This is a genomic window from Bacterioplanes sp. CLAM21 (genome assembly GCF_059641015.1).
In genome coordinates this window covers 2,081,748-2,105,626 of record NZ_CM184929.1, presented here as the reverse complement: position 1 = coordinate 2,105,626, position 23,879 = coordinate 2,081,748, and the positions used below count along the sequence as shown (strand labels likewise).

General features: G+C 51.4%; 14 protein-coding genes. 10 read left to right on the top strand and 4 right to left on the bottom strand.

From position 1 onward, the window contains the following. Positions 1–99: 99 nt before the first annotated feature. The 4 genes from AC55FS_RS09735 to AC55FS_RS09720 all read left to right on the top strand — a co-directional run bounded on the left by AC55FS_RS09735 (position 100) and on the right by AC55FS_RS09720 (position 4,584). A complete protein-coding gene (locus AC55FS_RS09735; RefSeq protein ID WP_496935894.1) occupies positions 100–1,038 on the top strand; it encodes a lysylphosphatidylglycerol synthase transmembrane domain-containing protein in 939 nt (312 codons plus the stop codon). Between the two features lie 139 nt (positions 1,039–1,177). Continuing rightward, entirely contained in the window at positions 1,178–2,224 is a 1,047-nt protein-coding gene (locus AC55FS_RS09730; RefSeq protein ID WP_496935893.1) for a glycosyltransferase family 2 protein, read from the top strand. After that, on the top strand, positions 2,217–3,830 hold the full coding sequence (locus tag AC55FS_RS09725) for an ArnT family glycosyltransferase (RefSeq protein ID WP_496935892.1): 1,614 nt from the start codon (positions 2,217–2,219) through the stop codon (positions 3,828–3,830). The genes AC55FS_RS09730 and AC55FS_RS09725 overlap by 8 nt, the downstream gene beginning before the upstream one ends. Beyond that, positions 3,823–4,584 carry a phosphatase PAP2 family protein gene (locus tag AC55FS_RS09720; RefSeq protein ID WP_496935891.1) on the top strand — a complete coding sequence of 254 codons (762 nt, stop codon included), beginning with the start codon at positions 3,823–3,825 and terminating at the stop codon, positions 4,582–4,584. The genes AC55FS_RS09725 and AC55FS_RS09720 overlap by 8 nt, the downstream gene beginning before the upstream one ends. On the opposite strand, the gene AC55FS_RS09715 is transcribed toward AC55FS_RS09720, so the two are convergent. Continuing rightward, positions 4,559–4,807 (bottom strand): hypothetical protein, encoded by a 249-nt coding sequence (locus tag AC55FS_RS09715; RefSeq protein ID WP_496935890.1) that lies wholly within the window; start codon positions 4,805–4,807, stop codon positions 4,559–4,561. The genes AC55FS_RS09720 and AC55FS_RS09715 overlap by 26 nt on opposite strands. Before the next feature lie 230 nt (positions 4,808–5,037). Between AC55FS_RS09715 and fabB the strand changes: the two genes are divergently transcribed. The 6 genes from fabB (at position 5,038) to AC55FS_RS09685 (ending at position 15,841) form a co-directional block, all read left to right on the top strand. Beyond that, entirely contained in the window at positions 5,038–6,255 is a 1,218-nt protein-coding gene (gene fabB, locus AC55FS_RS09710; protein WP_496935889.1) for a beta-ketoacyl-ACP synthase I, read from the top strand. Between the two features lie 152 nt (positions 6,256–6,407). Continuing rightward, entirely contained in the window at positions 6,408–11,303 is a 4,896-nt protein-coding gene (locus AC55FS_RS09705; protein ID WP_496935888.1) for an ATP-binding protein, read from the top strand. Between the two features lie 346 nt (positions 11,304–11,649). Then, positions 11,650–12,663 (top strand): amino acid ABC transporter substrate-binding protein, encoded by a 1,014-nt coding sequence (locus AC55FS_RS09700; RefSeq protein WP_496935887.1) that lies wholly within the window; start codon positions 11,650–11,652, stop codon positions 12,661–12,663. Positions 12,664–12,723: 60 nt separating this feature from the next. Continuing rightward, entirely contained in the window at positions 12,724–13,920 is a 1,197-nt protein-coding gene (locus tag AC55FS_RS09695) for an amino acid ABC transporter permease (protein WP_496935886.1), read from the top strand. Positions 13,921–13,922: 2 nt separating this feature from the next. Next, positions 13,923–15,050, top strand: coding sequence for an amino acid ABC transporter permease (locus AC55FS_RS09690; RefSeq protein ID WP_496935885.1), 1,128 nt, complete (start codon positions 13,923–13,925; stop codon positions 15,048–15,050). Between the two features lie 17 nt (positions 15,051–15,067). Next, complete coding sequence (locus tag AC55FS_RS09685) at positions 15,068–15,841, top strand: amino acid ABC transporter ATP-binding protein (protein ID WP_496935884.1); 774 nt, start codon at positions 15,068–15,070, stop codon at positions 15,839–15,841. A 53-nt stretch (positions 15,842–15,894) separates the two neighbouring features. Here AC55FS_RS09685 and AC55FS_RS09680 read toward each other — a convergent pair whose 3' ends face one another. From AC55FS_RS09680 to AC55FS_RS09670, 3 genes are all read right to left on the bottom strand, one after another. Further along, positions 15,895–18,063 carry a DUF748 domain-containing protein gene (locus tag AC55FS_RS09680; RefSeq protein ID WP_496935883.1) on the bottom strand — a complete coding sequence of 723 codons (2,169 nt, stop codon included), beginning with the start codon at positions 18,061–18,063 and terminating at the stop codon, positions 15,895–15,897. 285 nt (positions 18,064–18,348) lie between these two features. Next, positions 18,349–20,676 (bottom strand): ATP-binding protein, encoded by a 2,328-nt coding sequence (locus AC55FS_RS09675; RefSeq protein WP_496935882.1) that lies wholly within the window; start codon positions 20,674–20,676, stop codon positions 18,349–18,351. Between the two features lie 132 nt (positions 20,677–20,808). After that, positions 20,809–23,874, bottom strand: coding sequence for an efflux RND transporter permease subunit (locus tag AC55FS_RS09670; protein ID WP_496935880.1), 3,066 nt, complete (start codon positions 23,872–23,874; stop codon positions 20,809–20,811). Positions 23,875–23,879: the final 5 nt, after the last annotated feature.

The following is a 23,879-nucleotide window of genomic DNA, read 5'->3' as shown; positions in this document are numbered from 1 at the left end:
AACTTTACGTGATTCTAGCGGTGAATCAAGGCAGCAAGCTTGACTTTGCTGAGTCCCAAGGCAACCATCCGCGCCGTTAATCAATGATTGGGGCAAGGCGTGCTGTCTTCTTGGAAGTTTTGGTTAGGGGCCGGGCTACTACTGGGCCTGATTGTGCTGGTGGAAAACAGCTTTGGCTGGCTGGCGGTACTGGCGGCCTGGCAAGCTATCCCGCCGCATGCACTGGCGATGGCCGTTGGTCTGATGCTACTGAGCTATGTTCTGCGTGCGCTGCGTTTTTACGATTTTTTCCACCACTACTGCCAAGGGCATTTTGCCCGCCTGCTACATATCACTGTGCTGCACAATTTTTTTAACAACCTATTGCCCATGCGCAGTGGCGAAACCGCCTTCCCTTTATTGATGAAAACCCATTTCCAACTGCCTTACCGTCACAGCGCACCGGCACTTTTGTGGCTGCGACTGCTGGACCTGTATGCCTTGCTGGTGTTGGCGGCGATGAGTTTGCAAAACCTGCTGCCATTACCCACTGCGGTTCGTTACGGCCTAATGGTGGGGCTGTTACTGGCCCCGGTGCTGCTATTGCCCGTTCAAACCTGGCTAGAACAACGTTTACGCCAGCACCCAGCCAACTGGGCAAACCGCGCAGCCGAGCTATTACATGCCATACCAAAATCAGCCGGACCTTTTGTTCGTGCGCTACTTTGGACATTTGCCAACTGGACACTCAAGCTGGCGGTATTTGCCTGGCTGCTTAGCCAGTTTTTACCGCTACCTTACTTTCAGGCCTGGATTGGCGCCACCAGCGGTGAAATGAGCAGCGTACTGCCGATTCACGGCATTGCTGGGGCCGGCACTTACGAAGCCGGAATATTGGCCGGCCTGCTACCCTGGGGTATTGAAAAAACCAGCGCCCTGGCGGCGGCAGTCAATCTGCATCTATTTGTTTTAGGTTGTACTTTTTTGCTGACAGCTCTGCTATTAGTCGCGCTTCGCCCTTGGCTAAGCCGCAGCACTAGCAACACTGCAACAGAGTAATCCAGCCGCCGTCTGTGTTTTCCCGATCCGGCCTTTTCGGTATGATCGCGCTCTTACTTTGACGGGCCTTTGCCCGTCGCTTGCTTTAACCGTTGGCACTGCACGATCGGCAGCTGCCCTGACAAAAGTGGAATTCGCTTTGAGCCAATCACCCAAACCTTCACTGTCCGTTGTTATCCCTATGTACAACGAAGTCGAAAACGTGACTGCCATGGTGGCCCGAGTCCATGAAGGGCTGGCCGATTACCAAGGCAGCTGGGAACTGCTGGTGGTCGACGATGGCAGCTCAGATGGCACTCCACAAGCGCTGCACCGTGAGACCGAAGCTTACGGTCGTCATGTGCGCGTGATTGAACTGCGCCGCAACTTTGGCCAAACCGCCGCCATGCAAGCCGGCATCGATGAGGCACGCGGTGAGCTGATTGCCACCTTAGATGGCGATTTGCAAAATGACCCGGCCGATATTCCACGCATGGTGGATCACCTGCTCAGTAACGATTTGGATTTGCTCACTGGCTGGCGTAAGAATCGTCAGGACGACTTACTGTTACGCAAAATCCCATCTCGTATTGCCAATCGCTTGATTGGCAAGATCACCGGAGTGCGCATCAACGACTACGGTTGCTCACTGAAAATTTATCGAGCGTCGGTCATCAAGCAAGTTCGTTTGTACGGCGAAATGCACCGCTTTATTCCGGCTTGGGTAGCGGCCGTTGTTCCACCGAGTCGCATCGGTGAAATCGTCGTCAATCACAATGCTCGAGTGGCGGGTGAATCCAAATACGGCATTTCACGTACCTTTCGCGTCATACTCGATCTGTTGTCGGTGTATTTCTTTATGCGCTATCGCGCAAGACCAGGGCATTTCTTTGGCTCCATTGGTTTAGCGCTGGGCTCTATCGGTGGTTTATTAATGCTTCATTTAGGCTTTGTAAAGCTTGTTTTGGGTGAAGACATAGGTACCAGACCACTGTTTTTAATTGCCGTCGTCTGTGTCATTGCGTCCTTGCAATTCCTGACAACCGGGGTGTTGTCGGAGCTGATCTCACGCACCTATTTTGAATCATCCAAACGCCAGCAATATGCTATTTATCGCCGCGATAACGACAGTGACAGCGATCAAGTTAGCTGGGCTGAGCCAACACCAGCGCCAACCGGAGACGAGACAGACTCATCCCATGCGTAAGCTGAATTTCCCCTGGTGGTTATTGCCGGCATTAGCCGGCTTATTTTTGCTTAATCTGAATGGTTATTTATTATTTGACCACGATGAGGGCGCCTTCAGTGAAGCCACGCGCGGCATGTTTGAGCGTGGCGACTTTATCACCACCTATTTGAACGATCGCCTGCGCTTTGATAAGCCGATACTGATTTACTGGCTGCAAGCGGCATCGATTTATGTATTTGACATTGAGGTGTGGGCGTTTCGCCTGCCCTCCGCCTTAGCGGGTATCGCTTGGGCATTGGCGATTTTCTTTTTCTGTCGCCGCCATATCGATGAAGCAACGGCTTCAGCCGCCGCGTTAATGACAGCTACTGCCCTGGGCATTAATACCATGGCTCACGTGGCCACCGCTGATGCGGTATTAAATGTCCTACTGGCGGCTACCCTATTGGCCATGTATCACTACAGCCAGTCACCATCACGACGTGTATTACTGGCCATATACGCATTAATGGCGCTCGGCACGCTCACCAAAGGCCCAGTGGCTGTCGCTATTCCATTTTTAGTCGCCTGTATTTATTACCTCAGCTGTGGCCAGCACAAGCTACTGCTGAAAGCACTGTTTTATATTCCCGGCTGGTTGTTATTTTTGGCCATCGCTGCCCCCTGGTACGTACTCATTTATATGGATCAGGGCCAAGCCTTTATTGATGGTTTCTTTCTCAAGCACAACGTTAATCGTGTGACGGATGCAATGGAGGGCCACGATGGCGGCCCTTTGTATTACTTACTGATACTGCCCTTTGTGCTGGCACCCTTCGGTGGCTTGTTAGTACGGATTGTGCCCAGCATTCGCCATATACGACAAGGCGATCTGAGCCCAGGGCAAAGCCTTGATCGTTTTTTGTGGATTTGGTTTTTGCTGGTGCTGGTGCTGTTTTCATTTGTCAGCACTAAGCTGCCCCATTACATCATCTATGGCTGCACCCCACTGGTTATCTTAATGGCGCGCTACCGTCACTGGCTCAACAGTCGCTGGCTGGCGGCGGCCTTTCCGGCGGTATTTTTTGCTGTCATGGTGGCCTTCCCCTTATTGGTGCCCATCATCAAGGATTCACGCACTGACCCGTTTGAGATCGCCGTCGCAGAGCGTGTCGCTCAATTAATCGGCAACGAATTTCTTATCGCCGCCGCCGTTGCAGGCCTTGCCTCCATGGTGATTATTTTGGCCGTGCGCCGGCTAGCTCCCTGGCTGGCACTGATTATAGTGGGCGGCATTCAAGCCATGTTTGTCTGGTTGGTGTTCGTGCCCTTCGCCAGTGAGATGCAACAGCGTCCGGTATGGGAAGCCGCACAATTTGCGCGCTTGTTGAATGAGCCCATTGTGACGCAATCCATTAACAAGCCGAGCTTCAATGTCTATTTAAACCGGGTAACTGAGCGGCGCGATCTCAAGGTCGGAGAAGTAGGCTTTGCCCGAGAAGACAAGATCCGCGTTGAGCACTATGACACCCTGTTTAAATCAGGACCGATTATGCTTATCCGCCGATTGCCAGACAGCGTCCCTGGTGATGCTCCAACCGCCGATGGCACAATCAACTCGGAACAAGGCGCCCCGCATGAATAACGCACTCATTGCGATGGCCACCACCTTGCTGCTTGCTGCACTGACCTTATGGTTAAGCGATGCCCAAGTTGAGCTGTTTTTGCAGTTAAACCAAGCCAGCTCACAGCTGCCAGATTGGCTATGGGCCAATTTGACACTGCTAGCCGACACTCTATGGGCAGTCGCCGCCCTGTTGATCGCCGCCAGCTTTCGACCTCAGCTGTTTGTTAAGGCGTTATTGACGTTTCTGCTCGGTGCACTGATCGTACACTTGGCCAAGGCCGGCTTTGATGCATCAAGGCCGGCTTTGGTGCTGGGCAAAGAGGCCTTTCATATCATTGGCCCCACGCTAAAACACCACAGTTTCCCATCGGGCCATGCCTTTACCGCCATGGCGACAGCAGGCTTGTTAGCACTGACCTTTCCACGCGCTGCCATTGCGATATTAACCATCGGCGCCCTAGCAGCCTTTAGCCGTATCGCTGTCGGCGCACACTGGCCACTGGATGTGTTAGTCGGGGCGGGATTGGGCCTACTAACCGCTGTTGTCGGAGCACTGAGTGCTAGCAAGATAGCCCTGTTTCAACACAACGGCTGGCGCATGACTGCGTTAGTGTTGCTCACTCTGGCCACCATCGCGCTCATTTTCCATGATGATCGCTACCCCATGACTCAAGCACTGACCGTGCTCAGTGCCGTCGTTGCATTGGCCATTAGCGTGCAGCGTATGTGGTGGCCGTTGGTCCGTCTTATTCGCCAAACAGATCAAAGCTGAGGCCACCGTCTTCTGCTTGATCAAGCCAGCCGGCAGGCTTGCTAAAAGTCTGCTCCATTTGCCGCGCCAACTTGTCAGCGATTTTTCGCCGTGGCGGCTCTGCCAACATAGCCTCTAAAGCCTTTTCATCCTGCCCTAAACAAGCTGCCATGGTCGCCACATCGAGGGCGTTCTCAGCTAACAACTGCTGTGCTTTGTGCCAGCGCACATCTTGACCATTCATCACAAATCCCCTCGACCCAGAGTCATTGATTCTTCTGGATTAACAATATTTTTCTTTTTTACCTTTTCGTCACTGCTTTATAGTGACCGGCACGTGGCGGAATCTGCATTCAATGGATTTCACACCTGGCGTAACGCGGCTGCAATATTACCTCAATCCAGCCGCGTTATGCTGATGGAAATTCCGGCCGGTTCCGGAGCAAACAACACACCTTTAATAAGAGTTTTATTATGCGTCGCGTGGTGATCACAGGTATGGGTATCGTCGGATGCCTTGGTAACAACAAGGATGAGGTGCTGGCATCGCTGCAAGCCCAGCGCTCTGGCATTCGCGCTATTCCGGAGTATCAGGAGCTTGGCTTTCGTAGCCATGTTGCCGGCCGGCCAGACATCCAGCTGGACGAACACATCGACCGCAAACTGAAACGTTTTATGGGCGACTCAGCGGCCTACGCGTATTTGTCGATGAAAGAAGCCATCGCAGATTCAGGCCTGAGCGAAGAGATGGTCAGTAGCATACGTACCGGCCTGCTAACGGGTTCTGGCGGCGCCTCCACCAGCGATATCGTCGAAGCCGTCGACATTTTGCGCAGCAAAGGCATTCGCAAAGTTGGTCCCTATCGCGTTACCCGCACCATGGGCAGCACCACCTCAGCCAACTTGGCAACGCCCTTTAAGATAAAAGGCGTTAACTATTCCATGACCTCAGCGTGTGCCTCCAGCGCCCATTGTATTGGTCATGCGATGGAATTGATTCAGCTCGGTAAACAAGATGTGGTATTTGCCGGCGGCGGTGAAGAAGAACATTGGGCACTGAGCATGCAGTTCGATGCCATGGGCGCCCTGTCCAGCAAGTATAACGACACGCCAGAATCGGCCTCACGCCCTTACGACGCCAACCGCGACGGTTTTGTCATCGCCGGTGGCGGTGGAATGCTGGTGGTTGAAGAATACGAGCACGCCATAGCTCGCGGTGCCCATATTTATGCCGAACTCACGGGTTATGGTGCCACCTCTGACGGTGCCGATATGGTAGCACCATCAGGAGAAGGCGCCGTGCGCTGCATGCAGATGGCGTTGAACATGGCAGGCAATCCGCAGATTGACTACCTTAACACCCATGGCACCAGCACCCCAGCCGGCGACATTACCGAATTAAACGCCTGTGGCCAGGCCTTTAATGGCCAGTGCCCACCGATCAGTTCAACCAAATCGCTGAGCGGTCATTCGCTGGGTGCAGCTGGCGTTCAGGAAGCGATTTATACACTACTGATGATGCAGCATGGTTTTATTACCGGCAGTGCAAACATCACAGAAGCAGACGCAGGAACCGCAGGTTACGACATAGTAACCCGCAACCGCGAAGCGGAATTACGCACGGTAATGTCGAACAGTTTTGGTTTTGGCGGAACCAACGCAACTTTGGTTTTCCAGGCGTTACAAAAATGACATACTCGGGCGTCTCTACGGGCTATTAATGCCTGTCAGACTCAGGTCTGACGGCGCCCCCGCCCCAACCAGGCGTACCCTGCGCAGTTCTGTTTCATCGGACTTTGGCTGCAGCAAGGTACGTACTTTGTTTTGGATGGATATCGGACATAATGACAGCACACACCAGCGACAAACAAACTGACCAACTCTTTTTAATCGCCGAGCAATTATCGGCTGATTTTTCCCTGTTCCCAGAATACGAAGACAACGCTGTCGACCACAGCGTGCAGGGACTGGTCAACCCCACCGCCTGCCAGGCTGAACTGGAGCGACTACAACAGCTCAATATTGATGATTATATTGAGCAGGTGGTTTCCCCCAGTGAAAACGCCTCACGCCCCAGTGCCAAGGCCATCGTAAAACATCTGATTTTACGTACCATCAGCGAATTTGAAGATGGCCCACTGTATACTTGTGAAGCAGAAATGGACTTTGCTGGTGACGTTCGCAGGGTTGGTTTTATTTGCCAAAACCGCGAGCACAACAACGGTGTTTGGGGGCCCCAGCACCATAATCGCGCCGCCCAGCAAGCACGTGCCTTTGCTCGTCGCGCCATGCCCATTATCACCTTTATCGACACCCCCGGGGCCGATGCCGGCGAAGAAGCCAACGCCAACAACCAAGCGCACTCTATTTCTCACCTACTGACTGAAATGGCCAACAATGATGTACCGACCTTAGGTATTATCTGGGGTGCAGGTTATTCTGGCGGTGCCATTCCACTGGCCACCACCAATATTTTATTGTCGTTGCGCGACGGTATTTTCAACACGATTCAGCCGCAAGGCCTGGCCAGCATTGCTCGCAAATACAATTTGTCGTGGCAGGAGTGTGCCAAGTACGTGGGCGTCAGCGGCTATGAGCTGCGCAAAGCGGGCATTATTGACGGCATTATCGACTATGCGCCGACCGATGCCGACGAAAAACGCTATAACCTGCATCAAGCCATTGTCACCGGCATTCAATCCATCGAAGCCAGCGCCATTGAATTTGCTCGCACCAACCCGTATTTGATGGATCACTATCAGCGTTCGGTTAAACGCTTTTTAGCGCCTTCGGAAAAACTGGTAGCTCTGGAAAAAGAATCTAATTTCTTTTTAGCACCAACGCCGACAGAACATTTAAATATCTTTGGCCTGACCTACAAGTACACCCGCTACTTAACCCTGCGTCGCCGTATTCACGCCACCACGGTAGAAAACTACGGCCGCCTGGCAGATAACGAGGTGCCAGAGGGCCAGCTGCAACAACGTACTGAGCGTGAAGCCCAGCGCAAGTTCCGCAACTGGCTGCAAGCCCCAGAAAAAATTGTTTATGACGACACCTTGCATAAAAGCTGGAAGTCATTCTGGAACAAGTACGAAGAGCGTGATGAAAGCCGCTCGACCATTGCCCGTTTGTTTTTAGGTGAGCCTAAAAACAACTATTTAAAAGCCAAACAAGAGCTGTGCTTCAATTTGGGCCTGTACTTGTTTAATCGTTGGAAATCCGATGCCAGCGTCAACTTCCAAGGCCTGCTGAACTACCTGGAAGACTACAAGCAAAGTCGTTTTATGCTGCGCGCCAACGACATTCTTGACGGCGTTGCGGTGGCAGACTTTATCGAAAAAAATCCGCATCCATTAGCGGTGTACATTCGTGAAAGTTTGTCACACGAAACACGCCAGGACATCACCCAAGCGGTGAACCAGGAGCGTAAAAAAGGCGACCTGAAGCAGTCTCTGGCGTCCGCTTTAAACAGCGTATTAAGCAGCGATCTTATTCCTGAAGACATTCGCACCGAGCTTAAATTATCGACTCGCACACAAGCACTGGTTACCAGCATTGTCAGTGTCAAAGTCGAAGCCAATCGTCGCATTTTAGAAGAAGCACTGGCGCCTTATATACAGTTCCGCCAAGAGAGCATTCAAGATCCAGCCCACCCTGACATCACTATTCTTGATGCCATCTTACACGATGAACTGCGTTATGAGTTTTCCCAGGTGTGTCAGAACATGTTGGTGTTCGGCCAGCTGTATGACAACTTTATTAACAACCTGGTCAACGTTGCCAAAGAGGCTAACGAAAATCGCAGCTTGTCGCGCGAAGCGGTAAAAGAGTTGCTAGACAAGTCGTTGGCTCAAGCGACTTCGGGTGAAACCTACACCGAACAGGAGCGTGAATCTTTTAACCATTGGCTCAGCTACTTTATTAAGAGCAACAGCCGTGGTGACTTCCTGAAGTCGGTAGAAGAGTGGAAAAAACTGGCCTTCCCTCGCCTGTCAGACACTTTGTTTGTTGTTATCACCTTTATTTTTGAAAAGCTGCTGGGTGAATACCTGGCCGCCGAGCAAGATGGCAAAAGCTATAATGGTCGCATTATGCCGGTCTCCATTGGTCGTCGAAAAGACTTTTGGAACCGCCTCACCATGGCCTACCACGACCTGCTCATCCAACAGGTGTTGGATGATACTAAGCGTCAGAAAAAAACGTCGGCTAATGCCCTGGTAGAACGTTTCTTCAACGACTTCGAAGAAATTAACGCCAGTCTGATGTCTGCAGATCCAGTGGCCTTCCCAGGCTTCCGCTCTTCTATTGAGGCGGCACTGAACAAAGACATCAAACCTTGCGGCGTAATTACCGGTCTTGGCACCATTAAAATTGGTGAGCGCGAGCAGCAGGTCGGTGCATTAGTATCCAACCTGGATTTTCAGGCCGGCGCCTTTGATATGGCCAGTGCCGAGAAATTCTGCAAACTGATGGTCGAATGTGCCAAGCGCCAGCTACCGATTGTTTGCTTTGTCTCATCCGGTGGCATGCAAACCAAAGAAGGCGCTGCCGCACTGTTCTCCATGGCCATCGTCAATGATCGCATCACACGCTTCGTTCGTGATAATGATTTGCCGATCGTTATTTTCGGCTTTGGGGATTGTACTGGTGGCGCTCAAGCCAGCTTTGTTACTCATCCTCTGGCACAAACCTACTATTTCTCCGGCACTAATATGCCGTTTGCCGGGCAAATTGTTGTACCGTCTTATTTGCCGAGCACCTGTACCCTATCGAACTATTTGTCGGTGTCGCCCAAAGCAATGGACGGCTTGGTACAGCATCCGTTCTTTGACAACCTAGATGAGCGCTTGCGCGCCATTGACCCAGATATGCCGGTTGCACGTCATACCGTCGACGACGTGTTAGACCGCGTTTTGCAAGGCTATGTCAAAGCTGAACGTTTTGCTCCTGATACCGGCGAAATGGCTAACCAGAATAAAAAATACGGCAAGATCGATAAGGTTCTGGTCCATGCCCGTGGCTGTACTGCGGTAAAACTGGTACGCAAAGCTCAGGAAAACGACATCAAAGTGGTGTTAGTGCAGTCCGACCCTGATATGGAATCCGTGCCCGTTGATATGTTGGGGCCACAGGACCGCGTGGTCTGCATCGGTGGTAACACCCCGGATGAGTCCTATCTTAACGCCAAGTCGGTACTACGCGTTGCTGCCCATGAGCAGGTAGATGCATTGCACCCAGGTATTGGCTTTTTATCAGAAAGCAGCCAGTTTGCCGCTCTGTGTGGTAATCACTCAATTAATTTTGTTGGCCCACCGGTATCTTCTATGGAAACCATGGGTAATAAATCCAACGCGATTAATACTGCCATGCGGGTCAAGGTGCCCGTCGTTCCTGGCTCGCACGGGATTTTGACCAGCTCAGCCAACGCCGCCAACGTCGCCGAAGAAATTGGCTACCCAGTGCTGTTAAAAGCCGTGCACGGCGGTGGCGGTAAAGGCATTCAAGTGGTGGAATCGGCGGATAAAATTCACGCCCTATTCCATCAAATATCTACCGAAGCCAAAGCCGCCTTCGGTAATGGTGATGTCTATTTAGAAAAATACGTCACCTCACTGCGCCATATTGAAGTTCAGGTACTGCGTGATCGTCACGGCAATACTCGTATTCTGGGTCTGCGCGACTGCTCAGTGCAACGGAATAACCAGAAAATCTTCGAAGAGTCTGGTTCGACCATGTTGCCACGTGAGCTAGAACAGTCTGCTTACGACTACGCCGAGAAGTTGGCCGATGCGGTCAAATACGTTGGTGCGGGTACCGTTGAGTTTATTTTTGACCTCGACAACCGCGCTATTTATTTCATGGAAATGAACACTCGCTTGCAGGTTGAGCATCCTGTTACTGAATTGGTATCCGGCGTTGATATCGTTAGCCAGCAGTTCCGTATTGCCGAAGGCGGTGATATTTCGGATATCCAGCCTAAGTCGAATGGCTATGCCATCGAGGTGCGGGTTAATGCCGAAAAAGCCGTTATCAAAGGCGATAAAGTTGAATTTGTGCCTACCCCGGGCACCATTCGCGATTGTGTACTGCCACAGCATGATCACATTGAACTGATCTCCATGGCAGCGCCTGGCAAACAAGTATCACCTTTCTACGACAGCATGGTGGTGCAGATCATTTGCTACGGCAAAGATCGTGACGACACCATTAAAAAGCTGCGCAGTTATTTAGACGAAGTTCGTATTACTGGTGTGTGCACCAATATTGCGCTGCTTAAGCGCGTGTTGGATGACGATGTTTTCTGTCATGGTGAATACGACACAGGCTATTTGCCACGCTTGTTAGATCGCCTCGATATTGATGCCTTAATTGCTGACATAGAGCAATCTGCCGACCTCAGTGCCGACGCTGTTGATGCCGGCGCATTAAAAATTGAGGGTTCTGACGAGCTAAAAGTATTGTCTCCGTCCACCAGCATTTTCTACGGCGCTTCATCGCCCACAGAGCCTGCTTTTGTTAAGGAAGGCGACATCATCGATGTCGGTCAAACTCTGTGTTTGATGGAAGCGATGAAAATGTTTACACCCATGACGCTGGCGCAATTTAATCGTGCCGATGCGGAACTATACCCTACCAAACAGCGCTATAAAGTTACTCGCATTATGAACACCGACGGCCAACAGGTGAATCAAGGAGATCTACTCTTTGTTGTGAAGCCCGTCGCACAAAGCGCCTAATTTTTAGCCTACCTAACAAGCGCCCCACGAGGGCGCTTTTTTGTGCGCTTAAATCGAGCGTCACTTTCATGTCTGCACCATAATAAAACACAGCTCGGCCGTAATTGTCCGTTGACCTCGCTGCCTGATACGTGTGTATTAGATACAACGCAGGAGTAACGAGCCACTGAGGCGCTTCAGTTAGGGTCTTATTACTGCCAGCGGCCTGGGTTTGAAGTGAGCAGTGCAAAACCTGCCTCCGCAGCAATAAAAATAAATGACATTGGCACTGTATTTGATTACTTGATGCCAACGACAACGCATCCGCCCAGCTAAAGGGCACTTTAAAACCACGGAGAATCACAGTATGAAAAAACTGGCGTCTATCCTGACAGCAACCCTCGCCATAGGAGCAGCGGCGTCTGCCACTGCTGGCACGCTGGAAGATGTGAAAAAGCGCGGAATGCTGTCATGCGGCGTAAGTACCGGCTTAGCAGGTTTTTCGCAAAAGGATGAAAAAGGCAACTGGAGCGGCATGGATGTCGATGTCTGCCGTGCCGTGGCCGCAGCGGTATTGGGCGATGCCGGCAAGGTGCAATACAAACCTCTGACCGCCAAAGAGCGCTTCACTGCCCTGCAATCCGGTGAAGTCGATGTACTGTCACGCAACACCACCTGGACCCACACCCGTGACACCTCCCTAGGGCTCAACTTCGCCGGCGTGAATTATTACGACGGCCAGGGTTTTATGGTATCCAAAAAACTGGGGGTTAAAAGCGCACTGGAGCTGAATGGTGCCGCAGTATGCATTCAGGCCGGTACCACCACTGAGCTCAACCTGGCGGACTACTTCCGAGCCAACAAAATGGAATACACCGCCGTTACCTTCGACACCTCAGATCAGACCCGCGCCGGCTTTGAAAGCGGTCGTTGCGATGTTCTGACCTCAGACCAATCCCAGTTGTATGCCATCCGCATCGGTTTGAAAAAGCCATCTGAGGCAGTGGTACTGCCAGAAGTCATTTCCAAAGAGCCGCTAGGCCCCGTGGTACGCCAGGGTGATGACGCCTGGTTCAACATTGTGAAATGGTCGCTGTCCGCTATGGTTGAAGCAGAGTATCTGGGTGTCACCAGTGCCAATGCAGCAGACATGGCTAAGTCTGGCAGCCCTGAGCAGCAACGTCTGCTGGGTACCACTGGTGACTCTGGCGAGAAGATGGGCCTTAGCAAAGAGTGGGCAAAGAACATTGTTATGCAGGTCGGTAACTACGGCGAAATATTCGAGCGTAACGTAGGCATGGCATCACCGCTGCAAATTGCACGTGGTCTGAATGCCCAATGGAATAAAGGAGGCATCCTCTACTCCAACCCGATCCGTTAATCCTGTGTTCTACCCATCACCCGCCCATTGGCGGGTGATTTGTGTTTGAGAGATAACGATATGAGCGGAGCAAAACGCCCCCTGCCGCAGTCTTCCAAGGCGCCGGCGTTCTACAACAACCCCAATGTGCGGGCAGTGTTTTATCAACTACTGTTGGTCGCCACGCTGGGCTATTTCTTTTTCCTGATCGTTGCCAACACGCTGGCCAATATGGAAGCCAGAGGCATCAAAACCGGCTTTGATTTTTTAACCTCAACGGCCGGCTTCGACATTTTAATGTCGCTGATTCCCTATGAAGCCACCGATACCTACTTGGACACCTTTTTTGTTGGCTTACTGAATACCATTCTGGTCTCCATCATAGGCATTATTCTGGCGACCTTGCTGGGGTTTATCATGGGAGTCGCCTACTTCTCCCGCAACTGGCTGGTGTCTCGCCTGTCCATCGCCTATGTTGAGACATTTCGCAATATTCCGCTATTGCTGCAAATATTCTTTTGGTATTTCGCCGTATTGGCAGCGCTGCCCAGTGCTCGCAACAGCATGAATTTCGCCGATGCATTTTTCCTTAATGTGCGCGGCTTATACCTGCCGGCTCCCATTGAAGAAGCCGGTGCCAGCGCCTTCTATGGCGCCATTGTGTTAGCGATAGCGGCCATTGTCTGGCTCAGACATTACGCTAAAAAACGCCAAGATGCTGAGGGCGTACAGCTGCCAGTCTTTCGCCTGTCACTGGCCATCCTGTTGACCTTACCCCTACTCGCAGCACTCATTACTGGAGCACCGTTTTCGTTCGAATATCCTGAGCTGCGCGGATTTAACTTTCGCGGTGGCATCACCATTATTCCAGAGCTCATGGCGTTGGCACTGGCGTTGACTGTCTACACCGGTGCCTTTATCGCAGAGGCAGTGCGCGCCGGTATCCAAGCAGTTCCACACGGACAAACGGAAGCGGCACGCAGTATTGGCTTAAAAGAAAGCAAAATCATGAAACTGATTATTGTGCCCCAGGCCATGCGTGTGATCGTGCCCCTGCTCAACAGTGAATATCAAAGCTTGGTGAAGAACTCCACCCTGGCCACCGCCATTGGCTATCCAGATCTATTTACCGTCTTTGTTGGCACCTCGTTAAACCAAACCGGACAAGCCATTGAAATAGTGTTTATGACCTTGGCGGTGTACTTCGCCGTTAACATGACCATTTCATTGCTGATGAATGTCTTTAACCGCAAAGTCAGTCTGGTGGAGAGAAAATAATTATGAATCACTCAACACCAAATACAGATGCACGGGTTTTTGTGCCTAAGCCAGATCAGCCTGCGCCCGTATCAACCACAGGCCCAATCGCCTGGTTACGCAACAACCTGTTTAATGGCCCTATCAATAGCGCCATGACGCTGATCATTCTGGCATTTTTCTTTTGGGCCATTCCACCACTGCTCGACTGGCTGATCTGGTCGGCCGATTTTTCCGGCAGCAGCCAAAATGACTGCTCCCGTGACGGTGCTTGCTGGGTGTTTATTCAAGCCTGGTCACAACAACTGTTTTATGGCTCCTACCCAGACGGCGAAATCTGGCGCGTAAACCTCAGCTTAGTGCTGTTGGCCGTGGTTTTGTCATCGCCCTATTGGCTGCCCCATACACTGCGCAACCGTTTGGATCTGGCCATGCTGGTGGCTTATCCGTTTGTCGCCATCGTCATTCTAGATGGCCGCTTATTGGGGCTCGAACAGGTCAGCACCGATTTTTGGGGCGGTTTTTCCCTTAACCTGTTGCTCGCTTCAGCCAGTATTATTCTCGGCATGCCGCTGGGCTTTTTATGGGCGTTAGGACGGCGCTCCCATATGCCCATGGCACGCAGCATCAGCGTGATACTGATTGAGTTCTTTCGTGGCGTGCCGGTACTGGCATTGTTCTTTATGGGATCAGTGATGCTGCCGCTGTTTTTTCCAGAGGGCACCAACGTCGATAAGCTGTTACGGGTCTGGATCGTATTAACGCTCTTTATGGCGGGCTACATGGCTGAAGTATATCGCGGTGGTTTTCAAGCCATTCCTGCGGGTCAATACGAAGCCGCCGATGCATTGGGATTAAGCTACTGGCAGACCACATTGCTGGTGATCCTGCCCCAGGTCATTAAGGTCTCAATGCCGAATATTCTGGCTACCGCCATCATGCTGTTTAAAAACACCACTTTCTTACTGATTATCGGTATTTTTGAGGTGCTTAGCACGGCACAAACGGCACTAACCAACTCAAACTGGCTCGGCGGCTACGCCACTGAGGCCTATTTATTCGTCGGTATTGTCTATTGGATATGCTGCTTTGGCATGTCGCGCGTCGCCGCCAATATCGAAAAGAAACTCGACACCAGTCATAAGTCCTGAATTATTGGAAGTTCATTATGAATCAAGTATCTGACACGCCCAACACCGACGCTCAGGATGACGTTATCACCATCTCGGGATTAAATAAGTGGTATGGAGATTTCCACGTATTAAAGGACATCAACCTGCAGGTCAAACGTGGCGAGCGCATCGTTGTCTGCGGCCCGTCAGGCTCTGGTAAATCCACCATGATTCGTTGCATCAACCGACTAGAAGAATTTCAGCGCGGATCGCTAGTGGTGGATGGTACCGAAATGATCGACGATGTTAAAAACATCGAAACTATTCGCCGTGATGTTGGCATGGTGTTTCAACACTTTAATCTGTTCCCGCATCTAACCATTTTGGAAAACCTGACTCTGGGGCCTATCTGGGTTCAGAAAAAGCCCAAAGATGAAGCCAATGCCATCGCCATGAAGTATCTGGAACGGGTAAAAATTGCCAATCAGGCCGATAAATACCCAGGGCAACTGTCGGGTGGTCAACAACAGCGCGTCGCCATCGCACGTTCACTGTGCATGTCGCCGCAGATCATGTTGTTTGATGAGCCAACCTCGGCACTGGACCCCGAGATGGTCAAGGAAGTGCTCGACGTAATGATAGAGCTGGCCGAAGAAGGCATGACCATGCTGTGTGTTACCCACGAAATGGGCTTTGCCAAAAAAGTGGCCGATCGCGTGATCTTTATGGATGGCGGCGAAATCGTTGAGGAAAATACGCCAGAGCCGTTCTTCGAAAATCCACAAACCGATCGTTTGCAGCTGTTCCTAAGTCAAATTTTGGAGCACTAAACCTTATAAAAAAGGCGCCATCGGCGCCTTTTCTTTTGCCTAACACCTAGCCACTAAAAACCCAAGATAATTTGATGCTGATCGGCTAATTCTGGCTTGCACAAGGTGACTCGTGCCGACAACGGCTGCTGTTTTTCATCCTTGCTGGCAGCTAGGTATTGTTTCACCCACTGCGCCCGCAAGCTCGCCAGTTCGCTCCAGTTTTCCGGTGCATTTTCCTTGGCAAACTGAGGGCACACTTTTAATTCCAGCTCAGTCTTGTTTTGCATAATGCCAATCACTTTATCCAATTGTTGCTGCTGAGTGGTATTTAGTGCCTGTTGTTCGCCATCGAGGATCAGCGCGTCTAACCGTATCGCCATCAACTGCGAGCCAGCAAAATCGGCAATGCTGAGTAAGGTTCCATAAGGCACCAAGCTTTGTTTGAGGTAATGCATAGTGGCGGTGCGTAAGGCCAAGCTGGCCAGCTGCCGACCCAGGTCGTTTAGCCCGACATCCGGGTCTGACAAATCACCGGATAACGGCACGTTAAGGCGAATATTGCCGCTGTCGTCACGTAATAATGACAGGGCAGTATCCACCGGCATGGCGATTTGCTTGCTGACACGGTCAATCACCGCTTCGTCTTCCGGCTCAAAACGCGCGTTACGCAACAGCAGTGCAACATCGCCTTGCAACGCACCCTGCTTAAAGCCCAACTTGGCATCGACGTTAAGCTGGCCGCGACTGGCGTGATAGCCCATCGCACGCGACAAATAGCCATTCAGCGGCACTAAGTTCAACTGCGACACAGATACAACAACATCGCCTTGAGGATAGATCGCCTGCTCTGTTTTATAACTGCCCAGCTCGCCGTTGATGTCTATCTGGTTGTATTCATCCAGTGCCAGTTTAAGCTGCAGCTTGAGCGCTTGGACCAACTGCTGTTGCTGCGCATTGATGGGGCTAACCTGCAGGCTTTGCAGTGTAATATCTGTATTAAATGCGGGGGCAACGCTGGCATCTCGCATATGGATAACAGACGGTTGGTCTCCTTGGCGTATCCCCGCTACAAACAGCTTAAGCGAATGACTGGAATCGTCGGAGGACTCTGCTGGCGATTCTGCCTGCTCAGCAACGTCATTGCTGGTTTCAGCTGTGGTTTTGTCTGTTGCTTCCGCTACCGTTTTTGTGGTCGGTTCCATCGTCGGTTCGAGGGTGTCACTAGAGTCGTTATTAACCTGCGCCAGCGCTTTTATCTGACCGTTTTTATCAATATCCAGCCACACCTCAAGCCCTTCAAATTCGTGCCAGCCACTGTTCAGCTGCGCAGGCGTTAGCTCTACATCGGCCACCTGATAGTTGGGCAAAGACATCAATGGCTGCTGCTCTGTACCCAGCTGTAAGTCAGTCAGTGTTATTTGAGCCAGGGCCAATGTCTGTGACATCTGTTGCCAGCTAATATCCTCTAGCTGCAAATCTTGCAACGTCAGAGTTGGCGCCAGCGGGCTATTTAACGCCAGCTTTTCTAACTGCAGCTGGCCTTGCCAGTGCGACAGGTCAGCGCTGAGTTGGCCATCCAGCTTGAGTTCAAATTGCGCTGACAACTGCTGTTCTAACTCAAAGGTGTGAAGCTGCAACCGCAGGCTATGACTCAGCGGCCCTTGCAATGGCCACTGCACGTCCTGGCCAGACAGGCTAAGGGTTAATTGACCCTGATTATTGGCAGGCAGTTGGCTATGCCAGCCCAGTTGATGCTGATTCAGCTGCCATTGATCGACGCTAATGCGCCATTGGGGCTCAGTGGTGGTTGTATCGTTTGGCTCAACTGGCGCAGCTTCACTCGCAGCAACGGGCAAAACTAAGCCCGCCAGCTGCAATTGCTCATTGTCTATGCGCAGCTCAGCTTTCACTCCGTTTAGTGCCAATTCACGAATATGCAGGTGCTGTTGCCACAAAGACGCCAGGTCGTAACGCAGTAACAGCTGGTCTAATACCGTAACCTCACCGAGCGAATGGCCAGGGTGCCGCAACTCTAACTGTTGCAGCGATAACTCGCCTTTAAAGGGCGAAAAATGCCAGTCTGCTGCGGCTATCTGATAGCCCTCGCCCTGGCTCTGATACCAACGATCGGCCCACCACAAAGCAATGCCCGGAGCCAGATACAGGGCCAGCAAAGACAGCAGCAACAACAATAAAAATAGGGCCAATAACCATGACGAGACACGACGCACCCAGCTCATAGCCTTCTCATTTAATGACAATGGGCGGCCACTCTAGCACGCTGCATCACTGCACCCAAGACAGTCTTTACCACAACAAGCATCACCGCCAGGGCAGTTTAGAGCGGAGCAAAACCTGTACTTAAGATTTGTCATTATTCAATCAGAGGCTGCACAAGTTGGTTAGCCGTAACGCTAAGAAAGGCCCAACGAGAGATTGCTGGTCAGTCAAAATCATTGCTAAAACTGCGAATTTTTAGTGCTCCCTAATAACACCCAATAACACCCAATAACATCCTAGTTTTGCTAAGGGCTTCCGAGCCAGCGATGCAAGGTGGCATACAACTGAGATAACTCAATGGGTTTAGCCAAATGATCAGAAAAACCTTGCTCACTGTATCGCTGCACATCGTCAGCCATAACGTTGGCGGTCAACGCCACAATCGGTGTGTTATAGCCTTGGCCTCGTAGCGCCGTTGTTGCTTGCATGCCATCCATCACTGGCATTTGAATATCCATAAAGACCAGATCAAACGACTCTTCAGAAGCCAGGTCTACCGCTTGCTCACCGTTCACTACCATTTTCACTTCGGCGCCGGTCGATGTCAGTAGCTCCTCAACAATCAACTGATTAATATCATTGTCTTCAGCCACCAAAATACGTTTACCCTGACAATTTGGCATACTGGTTTCGTCATCCGCTAACGCCGCCTCCGTCTGTTGCTCTGCCACTTCAGGCAAAGGCAAAAACACCGTTACCGTAGTGCCAATATCGACTTGCGATTGAACCTCAATTTGCCCTTGCATCAGTTCGACCAATCTCTGGGTAATGGCCATACCCAAACCGGTGCCGCCGTATTTACGGGTGGTTGATTTGTCCGCTTGCTCAAAGCGGGTAAATAGTCGACTAACGGCCTCCTCGCTCATGCCTATGCCGGTGTCTTGCACCACCACAATCAGGGTGCCCTGCTCAGACTTTAGAAAAATTCGCACATGGCCCCGATGGGTGAATTTAATAGCATTAGAGACCAGGTTCAAGATCACCTGTCGTACCCGGACACTGTCTCCTAACCATTGCTGATGAAGAACTGAGCCTGGATGCAACGACAAACTTAAGCCCTTATCGACCGCATTGGCGTTTAAATCTGAAATAATGTTTTCAGCCACCTGGTAAATATCAAAGGCTTTTTCCTCAAAGCTCAACATGCCCGCTTCGATTTTAGAAAAATCTAAAATATCGTTAATAATGGTTAGCAATAGCTTGGTAGAGGTTAATGCACGCTTTACCAGCTCTCGACTTTCAGCGTCAATGGTCCTTGCACTCAATATTTGCAAAGAGCCATATATACCGTTCATGGGCGTTCGAATTTCGTGACTCATATTGGCCAAAAACTCACTTTTAGACTGGCTGGCCTCTTCTGCTCTGGCCACGCTTTCTTCCAGCGCCTTTGCGTGTTCAATACGCTCACTGATATCACGCAGTACACCGACAAAGGTCATGCCGTCGTCAGAGATTAAACTAGACACCATCAGCTCCACCGGAAATAAGCGACCACTGGCATGCTTAGCGTATAAGTCGCGGGTCGTGCCGACTGCTACAGACGGCTTTGATGGCTGATAACGCTTTAAATAATCATCATGATGTTGTGCATCCACATCATTCATTAGAAACTTGATGTTTTTGCCCACCACCTGCTCGGATTTATAACCAAACATTTGCTCGGCAGATTCTGAAAAGGTATGAATCTCACCATGGCTATCAATCACAATGACGGCATCGGCTAAATTTTGCAGAATACTGGCATTGTATTGAGATAAGCGTTCAAACTGCTCATCACTGTATTCGCGCTGTTTGGCTGCGATATCGCGCTCGGTTTCAACAATGTCCTGGCGCAATCGCTCTCCTGCCAAGGCAAACCACAGAGCAACGCCGTAAGCCAGCATCCGCAATACGTGCCAGCCCCACCAGGGCAGATCCCACAAGGCCGATTGCTCAAACATAATGGCGGCGGCGCCAAACATGCTGCAATGCAGTACAAACAATAAATCTTCAATATTGCGATACTGGCGATACGACAAAAACAATCGCACTGCTGCCAGCAGTAACAACAAACCGCCCGCTAGATTTAAAAACTCGGCTGCCAGAGTAAAGCGACCATCCTCCACCATAACGGGCACGGCCTGGGGCGCTAACACACTGAAGAGAGACAAACACAACGATAGGCCAGCGGCTAGCCAGATAAGCTTGGCGGAGTGCCAGCGATGTGGCAGCCACACCAGAGAAAACAACAGCCCACCCACAAAGGTGGCGTTGGAATGCAGCCAGACAAATAACTGCCCCGGCTCGACCAAGGCATGGGCACCGTCTAACAGCCCCATGCCCACCAGCGCAGCGGCAATGGGCATATTAAAATGCGTGCCTTTGCCATGCAGCTCCAAACGCCACAGAATATATGCCACAGAAAGGGCGATAAAGCTGCCAGCAACTTCCAGCGCACTATGAACTGGCAGATGCTGCCAGCGCCACTGCGAATAGACAGTACTGCCCAGCACCAAGGCTCCGATATGAAACGCGCCACTGGCCAAGATAATAACAATGATGACTCGTTCAGCACTCAAACGGCGGGTGATCATGCAGCAAATCCTTTATGACAGATACAAAAGCGCTGAACGCCTTCGTATCGACACTATAGTTGCTGCACACGGCCTTGCCAGAGTGGAAGATGAGCCAAGCGGCGCCCTAGGCACCGCTTGAAAGAGAATGGATCAGTAGTCGGGCTCGACCAGATGGGGGATACGACGCACTATGTAGGTGTACACAGTGGGCACGACGTAGAGTGTCAGCACCGTACCAAAGGTCAGACCACCGACGATCACCCAGCCAATTTCCTGACGGCTTTCAGCACCGGCTCCGCTAGCCAAGGCCAGTGGAATGTTACCCAGCACCATGGCACCTGTGGTCATCAGAATCGGCCTTAGGCGCAACACAGAGCCTTCAACAATGGCGTCAAACTTATCTTTGCCCTGCTCACGCAACTGATTGGCAAACTCCGTCATCAAGATGCCGTGCTTGGTAATCAAGCCAATCAGGGTAATCAGGCCAATCTGACTGTATACATTCAGCGTTCCGCCAGTCATATGCATGGTCAATAAGGCCCCCAGGATCGCCAGAGGCACCGTAAGCATAATCACCATCGGCGAGCGGAAGCTTTCAAATTGTGCCGCCAACACCAGATAGATAAACACCAGCGCCAATACAAAGGTCACCATCAGGGTATTGCCAGACTGAATGTACTCCCGAGCCTGACCACCGTAGTCAAACTGCACACCTTGAATGCCCAGTTCGGCGGCGGTTTCCTGCACTTGCGTGCGCAACCACTCCAGGGCCTCACCTTGGGTAATGCCTGGCATCAGGCTGGCCTGAATGGTGGCCGAGCGCAGCTTGTTAAAGTGGTTGAGTTCCTTCGGCGCCACGGACTCAGTCACCGTCACTAAATTCGACAGCTGAATCATGGCACCAGAACGATTGCGCACATAGATTTCGCTCAGGGATTCCGGCGTGGTGCGAGCGCTGTCTTCGACCTTAACAATAACATCGTACTGCTCATTGCCCTGACGATAGCGATTCACTGTGGTGCCACCTAGCAAGGTCGACAAGGTACTGGTGATATCCGACACCTGCACGCCCACCGACGCGGCTTTATCACGGTTCACTTGCACAATCAGCTCAGGCTTGTTGAGCTTAAGGTCAACATCCGGATTGGCCAATTTACCGCTGGCGTACACCTTGCCCATCACCGCGCCTACCAGGCGCTGCAAATCAGCAAAGTCACCGGTCGATTGCAATACCAACTCCACCGGACGGGCAATGGGGCTTTGTCCCAATGACGCCGGCAATACAGGAAACGACATAATGCCCGGAATACCGGCAAACATAGGTCCGCCTAATTCACCGGCAATGGCTTGCGCCTGGCGCTGACGCTCATCCCAGTCTTTAAGGCCGGCAAAGGCAATAATGTTGCTTTCGCTAGGGAATAAACCGGTGATGACAAAGTAGCGCTCGACTTCATCAACGCCAGCAAATACACCTTCCAGCTGACGACTGTAGCGATCCAAAAACTCCGTGGTGGAGCCTTCTGGGCCGATACCAAAGCCAATAATGGTGCCGCGATCTTCGGTCGGTGACAGCTCCGACTTTAAGCCGGTAAAACTGAAATACATGCCCACCAAACACGCTGCACCCACGGCTAATACCAGTGGCCGTGCTTTTAATGACGCCTGCAAAGAACGGCGATACGCATTACCCAGGCCATCTAACATGCGCTCACCCCAGAGGTAAAACGCACCGTGATCATCGCTGTGTTTAAGCAAACGTGAACACATCATTGGCGATAAGGTTAATGCGACAAAACCCGATACCAAAACAGCCCCTGCCAAGGTCAGGGCAAATTCGGCAAATAATTTACCCGTGCGCCCCTCGGTAAAGGCGATGGGGGCAAATACCGCAGCCAAGGTAATGGTCATAGCGACAATGGCAAAACCAATTTCCTTTGAGCCTTTAAAGGCTGCTTGAATCGGATGCATTCCCTCTTCCACATGGCGATAGATGTTTTCCAACATCACGATGGCATCATCCACCACCAGACCAATGGCCATCACCATGGCCAACAGCGTTAAGGTATTGACCGAATAGCCCAGCACATACATAAAGATAAAAGCACCCACCAGAGAGACCGGAATGGTCACCAAGGGGATCAAGGTGGCACGTGCCGAGCGCAAAAACAGGAAAATCACCAAAATCACCAATACCACGGCTTCTGCAATGGTGGTGTAAACGGCATTAATAGAGCGATCGATAAATACCGACGAATCGTACGCCACCTGAATTTGCATGCCCTCGGGCAGCATGGCTTCAATGGAAGGGATCATGGCGCGAATACCGGCTGACACATCCAGTGGATTCGCCACCGACTGTTTTACCACCCCCAATGCTACGGCGGTTTTGCCATTAAAGCGCACACTGCCACGGTCTTGCTCGGAGCCGATACGCACACGCGCAACGTCGGATAAACGTACCAAATAGCCGTCATCTTCACGCAAAATGACCTGCTCAAACTGCTCAGGCTTGGTCAAATCCGTTTGTGCCAACACAGTAAATTCACGAGTTTGTGAACGAATGCTGCCTGATGGCACTTCCAGATTTTGATTACGCAACGCTGTGGCAATATCGACCACAGTCACACCAAAGGCCGCCATACGTTGCTTATCCAGCCAAATGCGCATGGCATAACGACGTTCACCAAAAATGCGTACCTGGGCAACACCGGTCACGGTTTGCAAACGGTCTTTAACCAAACGATCGGCAAAATCCGTCATTTCCAACGGCGTATGATTGGGGCTAGAAAACGCCAAATACATAATCGGTTGCGCGTTAGCTTCTACTTTGGCCACCACTGGCTCATCGATATCATCCGGCAATAGGCCACGTACACGCCCTACCCGGTCGCGCACATCGGAGGCAGCGGTATCGGCATCGCGGTCGAGATTAAAATTAATGGTAATCTGACTTTCGCCGGAGGCAGAGGAAGACGTCATAAAGTCGATGCCTTCGATGCCCGACAATGAATCTTCCAATACGTTGGTCACTTGGGATTCAACAATGCTGGCATTAGCACCGTCGTAACTGGTCTCCACCGAAACCGTCGGCACATCAATATTGGGATATTCACGTACCGATAAACGATCATAAGCAATCAGTCCGACCAGAAACACCAGCAGACTCATCACCGTCGCCAGCACTGGGCGACGAATGGATATTTCCGATAACACCATAGTGC